Origin of the sequence: Cupriavidus sp. HMR-1 (genome assembly GCF_000319775.1) — a bacterium.
GTDB lineage: Bacteria > Pseudomonadota > Gammaproteobacteria > Burkholderiales > Burkholderiaceae > Cupriavidus > Cupriavidus metallidurans.
Map to the genome: position 1 here is coordinate 1 of NZ_ANKP01000076.1, position 10,398 is coordinate 10,398.

Sequence of the window (10,398 nt, forward strand, 5' to 3'; positions counted from 1 at the left end):
ATCGAATCTCGTGCTCACGCACAGCACCAGTAGCGTGAACTTGTAGAGTTCTTCCATGACATCGACCACGCGGTCGTAGTAGGACGATGGCTTCATTCGCCCGCTTGCGTCGAACTCCTGGTAGGCCTTGGCAACCGACGACTGGTTCGGAATCGTCACCATGCGCATCCAGCGTCCCAGCACGCGCAGCGCGTTGACGGCGTTGAAGGACTGCGAGCCGCCGCACACCTGCATCACGGCCAGCGTGCGGCCCTGCGTTGGGCGGATGCCACCCATCTCCAGCGGCAACCAGTCGATCTGATTCTTGAAGACGGCCGTCAGCGTGCCGTGGCGCTCGGGGCTGCACCACACCTGGCCCTCCGACCACTCAGAGAGCTTGCGCAACTCAACCACCTTCGGGTGATCGGCAGGCACGCTGTCGGCCATTGGCAACTCGCTTGGATCAAACACGCGGGTCTCCGCGCCGAAATGCTGAAGAATTCGTTCGGCTTCCTGCACCAGCAGGCGGCTATAAGACGTCTCTCGCAGCGATCCGTAGAGCAGCAGGATGCGCGGCGGGTGGGTGCTGATGCGTGCGGGCTCCAGCTTGCAGAGGTCAGGCGTATCGAGCACCGCAGGGACGACGTTGGGCAGATCCACGTTCATCGGATCCTCCGGCCTTGTGTGTCGATCACGGACTCGCCGTCCTCCTTGGTGAACGCACCTTGTTGCGGCGCCGGCAGGATATCCAGCACGACTTCCGACGGCCTGCATAACCGCACGCCAAGCTCGGTGACCACAAAGGGCCGATTGATCAGGATCGGATGGGCCAGCATCGCATCAAACAGTTGGTCGTCGGTCAGCGCGGGATCGCCGAGGCCAAGCTCGGCGTAGGGCGTGCCTTTCTCGCGGATTGCTTCGCGCACGGAAAGACCGGCGGCGCGGATCATCGACTGCAAGGTCTGTCGGTCCGGCGGCATGTTCAGGTATTCGACGACAATCGGCTCGATGCCCGCATTGCGGATCATGGCTAGCGTATTGCGTGACGTACCGCACGCCGGGTTGTGATAGATGGTGACGGTCATGGGGATACCTCAGTGCGATTCGTACCAGTGCTGCGAGCGGTTCACGACGCCCACCACGAAGAGCATCACTGGCACTTCGATCAGCACACCGACGACAGTGGCCAGCGCCGCGCCGGATTGGAAGCCGAACAGGCTGATCGCGGTCGCCACGGCCAGCTCGAAGAAGTTGCTTGCGCCGATCAGCGCCGACGGGCCGGCCACGCAATGCGCTACGCCGAGCTTGCGGTTGAGCAGATAGGCCAGGCCGGAGTTCAACAAGACCTGGATCAGGATCGGTACGGCCAGCAGCAGGATGATCAGCGGCTGTTCGACGATGGCATTCCCCTGGAAGCCGAACAGCAGCACCAGCGTTGCGAGCAGTGCGGTGATCGAGTAGGGCCCGAGTGCGCCGACCACGCGCTTGTACGTAGCGTCGCCTCGGGCCAGCAACACCTTCCGGATGACCTGCGCGATCAGCACCGGCACGACAATGTAGAGCGCAACCGAGGTAATGAGCGTGTCCCACGGCACGGTAATCGACGACAGGCCCAGCAGCAGCGCGACAACAGGCGCGAAGGCCACGACCATGATCGCGTCATTGAGTGCCACCTGCGAAAGCGTGAAGTACGGATCGCCCTTGCAGAGCTGGGACCAGACAAACACCATCGCCGTGCAAGGCGCCGCCGCCAGCAGGATCAGGCCGGCGATGTAGCTGTCGAGCTGATCGGCCGGCAGCCAGCCCGCAAACAGATGGCGCACGAAGATCCAGCCCAGCAATGCCATCGAGAACGGCTTGACGAGCCAGTTCACAAAGAGCGTCACACCGATGCCACGCCAGTGGCCTGCCACTTGGCCCATCGCACCGAAATCGATCTTGATCAGCATCGGAATGATCATGACCCAGATCAGTATGCCGACCGGCAGGTTCACCTGAGCGACTTCCATCGCGCCGATGGCGTGGAACGCCGCTGGCAGCCATTGGCCGAGCAGGATGCCGGCCACGATGCAAAGCGCCACCCAGACCGTCAGATAGCGCTCGAAGACACTCATCGCGGAGTGACGTGCTATATCGGCGGGGGCGTAGTCGAGTTGTTCGGACATGGTGCGGGATTGAGACAAGCACGCGCGCCCCCATCCGAAGATGGGTATCGGCGTGTCAGGGAAATAACTCAGCAGCAGCCGGATTCCGGCGTACAGCAGGCGGTCTTGGTTGATGGCTTCGGCGTGGCGTTCAATTGAACCGGCACGCAGCAAGCGGAGGCCTCGGCATTGCGATCGCGCGATTCGCCATAGGTCGGCGCGTTGCCCAGCGTGTGGAACGATTCCCAGGCGATACCCGTTGGGTCCACTGACCAATGCTTGTTCGAGGTCGCGTAGCAGCAGTTTGTCTCGGACTGGGACTGCATGGGCAGGTCGGCGTTGGCCAGCCGCCCCTGCATCTCGGCAAGCTCGGCGTCCGTCTCCACCTGGATCCCGAGATGATCCACGCCCAGCTTCTCGGTGCGATTGGATATGGCGAAGTTCACGCGTGGATCGTCCAGCGCCCACTTGGCATAGTCGTCCCGGACGACAGTCGGTTCTGCATCGAAGAGGGCCGAGTAATAGCGGATGCTGGCCGGCAGGTCGGCCACGCTGACGTGGACGTGGAAGCGCTTCATGGTTCAGGACTCCGTGGCGACTGAACAGGAGGACACCGGCGAACACGGCGCGCCGCCGCAACAGTTCTCGGTGAGATAGCCCAGCAAGGCGTTCATGGTCTCGAATCGAGCCATGTAGATGATCGAGCGGCCCTCCTGGCGGCTCGCCAGCAGTCCGGCGCGGTGCAGTTCCTTGAGGTGGAACGACAGCGACGACGCTGGCATCTCCATCAGCTCGGCAATGCGGCCAGCCGGCAGGCCTTCGGGCCCGGCCTGCACAAGCAGGCGGAAAACGGCCAGGCGGATGCCGTGGGCCAGCGCGGCGAGGGCTTCGAGAGCGTTATCGGTTTCCATGTTTCGAATATAGTCGAAACATGGAAACCGTGCAATGGAAGATTGGAAGTGTCGGTGACCGCCAACGCGTGGCGAATGGGCACAAGCGTGTTGATCGTCACCAGTTCGGCCTCAGCGAAGGCCGCGACAGCCGCAGCAAGGATCCCCGCGCGAGGCGAGGGTCCTTGTGCTCGAAACACCGCTGCCGCAGCGTCTACAACTTTCGCGCCACGAAGTGGAACCAGTTGACGTCGTCGAGGGGGTCGCCGGGCTGAAACGCCTTGTCGTTCAAGTTGCCGAACACCGCTTCGGTCTGCAGGCCGCAGGCCTTCAACTCGCGCAACTGGGTGGGCACGTCCGTATAGACGATGACGATGCCGAACTTGTGGGCAGCGCACACCCGCACCGCGTAGCCATCGAACTCGCGGTTCAGTTGTGAGTTACGCAGGAAGTTGATGGTGGCCAGCGGCAGGTTGACGACTGCGCGCGCGACGTTGAAGCCGAGTCGTACCGGGTTGTTGGACCATGCGGGCAAGCGCAGGAACTGTGTCAGGTTCTCGCGATAGGTGGGGCCGTGCAGGTTATGCGTGGAGAACACCAGCATACCGCCCGGGCGCAGCACGCGGGCGAACTCGGCAAGCACGGCGCGGCGTCCGGCGTAGTCCACGGCATCGATGCCATTGAAGCTGAACACCACCAGGCCGAAGGTATTGTCTTCAAATGCTGACAGGTCACGCGCATCCATTTGACTGACGCGTATATCAGGATGATTGTGCTGGCAGATCTCCACCATCTCCGGCATGTAGTCGATGGCCTCGTAATGCTGGCTCAGCTTGCGCAGCATCGGTACCGTTCTGCCGCCACCTACGCCGACGTCGAGGATGGGTGTGTCGCGCACGGCATCGGCCACGAAGGCTATCGCCGCGGCTTCTCCGGGGTCTGTCCAGTCCGAAAGGATCTTGAACCACCTCCTGGCTCCCCAGCTGCGCCATGCCTTGCGATTGATGGTGTCCTGCGCGACGGCCGTGCTCATGGTTGTCTCCCGACGATCGGTGCATCGCCCTGATGGCGATGGCAGAGAGAGTGTTCCGGCCGTGCACGACGTTCGGTGCGAAACCCCACATCCGTTTTATACACAGAGCGGGCTCAATCCATTGACCCCATCCATATGCATGAGGGCGACGGGCAAGGCGATGGCATCGGTGATCCCAGATACGCCGTCGGTATGAGCCGGGCACCAGACCCGGTGCCGTGGCCAGGCTTTACCCGGTCACCTTCTCCATGGCGCGGCTTCGTTCTTCCTGCGCATCCTCGATCAGCTTGTAGGCGGCGTAGTACTTGTAGATGTTGCGCACGTAGGTGGTGGTCTCGATGCCGATCCGCTCGGAGGTCACGATCTCGACGTTGTTGAACCACTTGTCCGGGTTCAGGCCCCGAGCCTTGGCTTCGGTGCGCATCTTGGAGATATTTCCCGGCCCGGCGTTGTAGCTGGCGAATGCAAACAGTGGCCGGTCCGATTCCGAGAAATTCGCATCGGAGAAGTACCTCGTCATCAGTTGGTCAAGGTATTTGGTACCCGCGTGGATATTGGATTCGGTGATCCTGATGCTGCCGACGTTCAGTTCCTTCCCAGTGGCCGGCATGATCTGCATGACACCGATCGCTCCCACATGGCTACGCGCGTTCTGATTGAGCTGGGACTCCTGGAAGCCCTGCGCCGCCAGCATCAGCGGATCGAAATGGTAGAGCTTGCCGTACTTCTCGAAGAACGCCAGGGTGTCCTGGAACCGCTTGATCTCCGCGCCGTTGGTGTTGTCCGAGATCTGCTTGATGACCTTCATGTATTGCTTCAGCCGGTAGTCGGCGATGCCCTGCTTCTTGATGAAGTTGTCGTTGTAGTCCGAGAGGACCGCGTTCAGCTTTGGACTGCCTTTGCGGATTGCCCAGCCGATCTTGCTGCCTTCACGTACCGCGAGGTCATCGCGAACCTTGATGCGCTTCAGGATCTGGGCCCAGATGCGCGCCTTCCAGTCGTCGACCACCAGGATCTGCAGCGTGCCGGCGTTGAGCATTTCCAGTGCGTCTTCGTCCTCCAGCGCGTCGGGTAGCAGCACCAGGCGCATCTGCGGTTTGCCGGCCTTACGGAAGCGGTCGTTCAACGCGGTCAGGCTTTCGTAGTAGCTGCTGCTGGGGCGCACGTGCACGGCCTTGCCAGCCAGGTCGTCGAGCGTGGCAAGCGTGGGGGATTTCGGGCCCGTGATGACCAGCTCCCGGATCGGCTTGCTGGTCTGCCCGACAACAAAGTCCGCTTGCTTGAGCCGGGAGTCGGTGACCGTGAGATTGCCGGCTGCGATGTCGCCAAGACCGGCATTGAGATCGGGCAGCAAACGGTCGCGCGTGACCGGAATCATGTAGACCGTGAGCGGCCGCTTGGCAAGCTGATCGGCCATGGTCTTGTTGATATAGCGCTCGAAATCCCGCACGGTGTCCGCCGTGACGCCCCGCTCGCGTCCCCGGTCGTTGAAGTACAGGGTGCGGCTGTAGGGCACCAGCACGCGAATGGTGCGGTGCTTGAACATGCCATCGAAGTCACCGGTCCAGGGCTTGTTCGTCAGGTTGAGCTGGCGCGGAGGGGTGAGCCGCTTTTCCTTGGGGGCTGGAATGGCGGGCGTCGCTGCCGCCGCCAGTCCTGACCACGTGATGGAAGCGCCGGCCAGTGCGCGGGCGCCGATGACAAGGAACCGCCTTCGATCGTTGACCATTGCACACCTCGCGACAGTCAGGTCCTGCTGGCACGCGGATGCCGGCCACCGGGAGCGGGCCCGGATGCGCAGGCAATCGCCGTCCGTTGACTAAGCATAGACGGGCAATTGGCGATCGTAGAGGTTCCGTAGAGGTTCCGATGAGGGCAGGCCGCGAAGCCGGCGGTGGCCGGTGCGCCAGGTCAGGCGGGCGCCGTGCCGCTCGCGCCGAATCGCCATGACAGCCGCCGCGCGGCCTGCCGCACCACTTGGGCGGTATCGCTGTCGAGCCGGCTGTCGAAGCTGCCGCTACTGCCCATCACCGCGATCACCAGGGCGAGGGCGCCGGTGTGGTCGAACACCGGTGCGGCCAGCGTGTCGATGCCGGGCACGGGCCGGCTCACGGCGTGGTCGATGCCGCCGGCGCGGATGCCGCGCAGCCGTTCGAGGTATCCGGATGGCAACGGGCCGTCGAAGGCAGTGCCCGCCATGCGGATAGCATCCTGCGCGAGCGCGTCGGCCAGCAGGTCGTCGGGGAGATGCGCCGCCACCACGCGGCCAATCGCCGTATTGACCATCGATAGCACGGTACCCACGCGCAGGCTCACGTGCTGCGGACGGGCCGATTCCTCGAGCCGGATCACGGTGGGACCTAGCGGCCCCTGGACGGCCATCGCCACCGACAACCCCGTGGCATGGGCCAGAGCGATGACCTCCGGCTCCGCCTCGCGCGTCGGGGAGAGCCGCTGCAGCGCAATCAGGCCGAGTTCCAGACCCAGCGTACCAGCCTGGAAGTCGCCATCGGCGTTGCGGGAAATCAGTCCGATCTTCTGCAGGCTGACCAGATGCGGAAATGCCTTGGCCGGCACCATGCCCGCCGCGCGCGCCAGTTCCCCAAGCGAGAGTGGCTGCCCCGCATCGACCAGCGCGCCGAGCAACTGGCCTGTGTTGTCGAGCGACTGGATGCCGCGTTGGGGTTTGGCGGCGTCCGCCAGGATCTCGTCGCTCATGCGTCACCTTCCTTCATCGCGCGGGCAATATCGCCGATCGCGGCACGTAGCGCGCCAGCCACCGGGCCATCCCACGCGACGTCGATCGCCCCGGTGGAGCCGATGGCGGTCAGCACCAGTCGCAGCGTGCCGTCGTCGTCGAGCAATGGCATCGCCAGACTGCTCACGGCCGGGCTCGGCGAATCGATGCTGCGCTCCGTGCCGCGTGCGCGGACGGCGGCAAGTGTTTCGAGAAAGGCGGGCAGGGTGGAGGCCGTGGCCGGTGTCTGCTGCTGCGCCCAGATCGGCTGCCAGTGCGATTCGGGCTGGAACGCGCAGTAGGCGCGTCCCGTCGCGGTGGTGGCCAGCGCCATCACCGTGCCGACGTGCAGGTTCAGATGCAGCGAGGTGCCGGCCGGTGCGTAGTCGACGATGGTCGGCCCTTGCGGCGTGGGCAGGCTGATGGCGACGTTGAAGCCGATATCGGTGGCCAGCGTCCGCACGCGCTGCACAGCGGCACGGTAGGCCGGCTCATTGTCGAGCCGCATCATGCCAAGCCGCAGCGCCAGCGGGCCCGGTTCGTAGTAGCCGTCCACGTGCTCGCGCTTGATCAGTCCCAGCCGCATCAGGCTCACCAGATAGGTGTGCGCCTGCGCCGGGGCCAGTTGCGCGGCAGCCGCCAGTTCGGCCAGCGGCAGTGGACGTCGCGCATCGGCGAGCGCCTGCAACAGGCGGCCGCCGACCTCCACGCTCTGGATGCCGCGTTGCGTCTTGCCCGAACCCTCGCCCGGCGTGCGTGCCATGCCTGTGCCTTGCCTGAAAAGTCCAAATGGTAATCCATGCGCCTCGCAAGGCGCCCCCTGTTGCCATGCTGGATGAGGGTTTTCCCGGGGCGGGTCACGTCAATACAAGGGTTTGCGGGGTATTTAGCGAATAGCAATTGAATTTGCCATTGACTAAAAATAGCCGAATTCCTAAGATTCCCATACCGCTCCCCACGATTCCCATAAAGAGACAGACATGGCAAAAGCATTCGCATCCCAGGCCGACCTGGAAGCCAAGCAGATCACCTTCACCCAGCTTTCCGAAAACGCCTACGCCTACACGGCCGAGGGCGACCCCAATTCCGGCGTGATCATCGGCGATGACGGCGTGATGATCATCGACACCACCGCCACGCCCGCCATGGCGCAGGACCTGATCGCCAAGATCCGCGCGATCACGGACAAGCCGATCAAGTACGTGGTGCTGTCGCACTACCACGCGGTGCGTGTGCTCGGCGCGTCGGCGTACTTCGCCGAAGGCGCGCAGCAGATCATCGCCAGCCGTGGCACCTACGAAATGATCGTCGAGCGCGGCGAAGCCGACATGAAGTCCGAGATCGAGCGCTTTCCGCGTCTGTTCGCCGGCGTGGAAACCGTGCCGGGTCTGACCTGGCCGACGCTCGTGTTCGAACGCGAAATCACGCTGTTCCTGGGCAAGCTCGAAGTCCGCATCGCCCATCTGGGCGCGGGCCATACGAAGGGCGACACCGTGGTGTGGCTGCCGCAGCAGAAGGTGCTGTTCTCGGGCGACCTGGTCGAATACGACGCGGCCTGCTATTGCGGCGATGCCCAGCTCGAGCAATGGCCCGCCACGCTCGACGCGCTGGCCGCGTTGCAGCCCGAGAAGCTGGTGCCGGGCCGTGGCCCTGCATTGACTACGCGCGAGGACGTGGCCAAGGGCCTGGCCTACACCAAGGATTTCGTCTCCACGCTGTTCCAGGCTGGCAAGGAAGCCGTGGCCGGAAAGATGGACCTGAAGGCGGCGATGGCGCATACGCGCAAGTCGATGGATCCGAAGTTCGGCCAGGTGTTCATCTACGAACACTGCCTGCCGTTCGACGTGTCGCGCGCCTTCGACGAGGCGGCCGGCGTCACGCATCCCCGTATCTGGACGGCGCAGCGTGACCAGGAGATGTGGGCGGCGCTGCAGGACTGAGCGTTGTTAGGTTGTTGATTGTGGTCCCCATCTCCCATGAAGTGGAGAGGGGAGCAAACAGAAAGCAGTATCAAGCGCCGCAAGTGCGTGGATGGAGACACCATGAGCAGTACCAAGGTCGACATCGACTACCAGCGCATCCAGTACGACTACGTACCATGCGCCGAGCAGCGGGGGGCATCGACCAATGCCGTCCCTCATCCAGTGATCGTGGTCGGGGCCGGGCCGATTGGCCTGGCCACCGCCATCGACCTGGCCCGCCACGGCGTGCCGGTGGTGGTGGTCGACGACGACTGCATGCTCTCGGTCGGATCGCGTGCAATCTGCTTCGCCAAGCGCACGCTGGACATCTTCGATCGACTCGGCTGTGGCGACCGCATGGTCGACAAGGGCGTGCGCTGGAACCTGGGCAAGGTCTTCCTGCGGGACAGCCAGGTCTTTGCGTTCGACCTGTTGCCCGAATCCGACCACCAGCGGCCGGCGTTTATCAACCTGCAGCAGTACTACCTCGAGGGCTATCTGCTCGAATGCGCGCAGACGATGCCCAACATCGAGATCCGCTGGAAGAGCAAGGCAGTTGCCATCGAGCAGCATGCGGACCACGTGGCGCTGACGATCGAAACGCCCGATGGCTGCTACGCGCTGCGCGGTGCCTACGTGGTGGCTGCCGATGGCTCGCGCAGCCCGCTGCGCAAGATGCTGGGCCTGGAGAGCCACGGTCATACGTTCCGAGACCGCTTCCTGATTGCCGACGTGAAAATGGAAGCGCCGTTCCCGGCCGAGCGCTGGTTCTGGTTCGACCCGCCGTTCCATCCGAACCAGTCGGTGCTGCTGCACCGGCAGCCCGACAACGTCTGGCGCATCGACTTCCAGCTCGGGTGGGATGCCGATCCTGCATTCGAGAAGACGCCAGAGCGCGTGCTGCCGCGTGTGCAGGCGCTGCTTGGCCCCGATGCGAAATTCGAGCTCGAATGGGTCAGCGTCTATACGTTCTCGTGCGTGCGGATGGACAGCTTCCGCCACGGTCGCGTGTTATTCGCGGGCGATTCGGCCCACTGCGTCTCGCCGTTCGGCGCGCGCGGCGCGAACAGCGGCGTGCAGGATGCCGAGAACCTTGCCTGGAAACTGGCCTACGTGCTGCAGGGCAAGGCGCCGGAAAGCCTGCTGGATACCTACGCCAGCGAACGCGAATTCGCGGCCGACGAGAACATCCTCAACTCGACGCGCTCGACCGATTTCATTACGCCGAAGAGCGCGGTCAGCCGCATCTTCCGCGACGCGGTGCTGACACTGGCGCGCGACCACGCGTTTGCGCGGCAACTGGTCAACAGTGGCCGGCTGTCGGTGCCGGCGGTGCTGCGCGACTCGCCGCTGAACACTGCCGATGCGGAATCGTTCTCCGGCCAGATGGTGCCGGGCGCAGCATGCGTCGATGCCCCCGTGGCCGGCGCGCAAGGCAAGCCGTGGCTGCTGCCGCATCTGGGCGATGACTTCGTAGCGCTGATCTTTGGCGCGCCGGCTGGCATCGACGTCGCCTGCCGCGAAGCGCTGACGCAATTGCAGCAGGGAGACATTCCGCTGCGCGTAGTGTTCGTGACCGATGCGGCCATTTCGGCGTCGGCCGAAGCCTGGCCCGGCGCGATCGTGCTGCGCGACGCGGGCGGCGTGGCGGCCA

At 64.0% G+C, this 10,398-nt stretch carries 11 protein-coding genes; 2 read left to right on the forward strand and 9 right to left on the reverse strand.

What is annotated here, in order from left to right:
* The 9 genes from arsH to D769_RS11710 form a co-directional block, all read right to left on the reverse strand.
* On the reverse strand, nucleotides 1–645 hold a 645-nt coding region (gene arsH / locus D769_RS11670; RefSeq protein WP_008645239.1), incomplete at its 3' end, for an arsenical resistance protein ArsH.
* On the reverse strand, nucleotides 642–1,064 hold the full coding sequence (arsC, locus tag D769_RS11675; protein WP_008645240.1) for an arsenate reductase (glutaredoxin): 423 nt from the start codon (nucleotides 1,062–1,064) through the stop codon (nucleotides 642–644). The genes arsC and arsH, both read right to left, overlap by 4 nt.
* Nucleotides 1,065–1,073: 9 nt before the next feature.
* Nucleotides 1,074–2,144 carry an ACR3 family arsenite efflux transporter gene (gene arsB / locus D769_RS11680; protein ID WP_008645243.1) on the reverse strand — a complete coding sequence of 357 codons (1,071 nt, stop codon included), beginning with the start codon at nucleotides 2,142–2,144 and terminating at the stop codon, nucleotides 1,074–1,076.
* A 68-nt stretch (nucleotides 2,145–2,212) separates the two neighbouring features.
* A complete protein-coding gene (locus tag D769_RS11685; RefSeq protein WP_008645246.1) occupies nucleotides 2,213–2,701 on the reverse strand; it encodes an ArsI/CadI family heavy metal resistance metalloenzyme in 489 nt (162 codons plus the stop codon).
* 3 nt (nucleotides 2,702–2,704) lie between these two features.
* Nucleotides 2,705–3,034 (reverse strand): metalloregulator ArsR/SmtB family transcription factor, encoded by a 330-nt coding sequence (locus D769_RS11690; RefSeq protein ID WP_008645248.1) that lies wholly within the window; start codon nucleotides 3,032–3,034, stop codon nucleotides 2,705–2,707.
* A 193-nt stretch (nucleotides 3,035–3,227) separates the two neighbouring features.
* Complete coding sequence (locus D769_RS11695; protein WP_008645250.1) at nucleotides 3,228–4,046, reverse strand: class I SAM-dependent methyltransferase; 819 nt, start codon at nucleotides 4,044–4,046, stop codon at nucleotides 3,228–3,230.
* A 229-nt stretch (nucleotides 4,047–4,275) separates the two neighbouring features.
* Entirely contained in the window at nucleotides 4,276–5,775 is a 1,500-nt protein-coding gene (locus D769_RS11700) for a lytic transglycosylase F (RefSeq protein ID WP_008645258.1), read from the reverse strand.
* A gap of 182 nt (nucleotides 5,776–5,957) precedes the next feature.
* Nucleotides 5,958–6,764, reverse strand: a complete 807-nt coding sequence (locus tag D769_RS11705; RefSeq protein ID WP_008645259.1) for an IclR family transcriptional regulator — start codon at nucleotides 6,762–6,764, stop codon at nucleotides 5,958–5,960.
* Entirely contained in the window at nucleotides 6,761–7,546 is a 786-nt protein-coding gene (locus tag D769_RS11710) for a helix-turn-helix domain-containing protein (protein ID WP_008645260.1), read from the reverse strand. Before D769_RS11710 ends, D769_RS11705 begins: the two co-directional genes overlap by 4 nt.
* A 217-nt stretch (nucleotides 7,547–7,763) precedes the next feature.
* On the opposite strand from D769_RS11710, the gene D769_RS11715 reads away from it, so the two are divergent.
* Together D769_RS11715 and D769_RS11720 are read left to right on the forward strand one after the other, a co-directional pair.
* A complete protein-coding gene (locus D769_RS11715) occupies nucleotides 7,764–8,723 on the forward strand; it encodes an MBL fold metallo-hydrolase (protein ID WP_008645261.1) in 960 nt (319 codons plus the stop codon).
* Between the two features lie 102 nt (nucleotides 8,724–8,825).
* Nucleotides 8,826–10,398, forward strand: a 1,573-nt coding sequence (locus tag D769_RS11720; protein WP_008645262.1) for an FAD-dependent oxidoreductase, incomplete at its 3' end; no start/stop codon positions are given.

Bases quoted from the DNA above. Each gene is read 5' to 3' on its own strand.
- D769_RS11685 (WP_008645246.1), bottom strand. From the start codon at position 2,701: ATGAAGCGCTTCCACGTCCACGTCAGCGTGGCCGACCTGCCGGCCAGC.
- D769_RS11705 (WP_008645259.1), bottom strand. From the start codon at position 6,764: ATGAGCGACGAGATCCTGGCGGACGCCGCCAAACCCCAACGCGGCATC.
- D769_RS11715 (WP_008645261.1), top strand. From the start codon at position 7,764: ATGGCAAAAGCATTCGCATCCCAGGCCGACCTGGAAGCCAAGCAGATC.
- arsB (WP_008645243.1), bottom strand. From the start codon at position 2,144: ATGTCCGAACAACTCGACTACGCCCCCGCCGATATAGCACGTCACTCC.
- D769_RS11695 (WP_008645250.1), bottom strand. From the start codon at position 4,046: ATGAGCACGGCCGTCGCGCAGGACACCATCAATCGCAAGGCATGGCGC.
- arsC (WP_008645240.1), bottom strand. From the start codon at position 1,064: ATGACCGTCACCATCTATCACAACCCGGCGTGCGGTACGTCACGCAAT.
- D769_RS11700 (WP_008645258.1), bottom strand. From the start codon at position 5,775: ATGGTCAACGATCGAAGGCGGTTCCTTGTCATCGGCGCCCGCGCACTG.
- D769_RS11690 (WP_008645248.1), bottom strand. From the start codon at position 3,034: ATGGAAACCGATAACGCTCTCGAAGCCCTCGCCGCGCTGGCCCACGGC.
- D769_RS11710 (WP_008645260.1), bottom strand. From the start codon at position 7,546: ATGGCACGCACGCCGGGCGAGGGTTCGGGCAAGACGCAACGCGGCATC.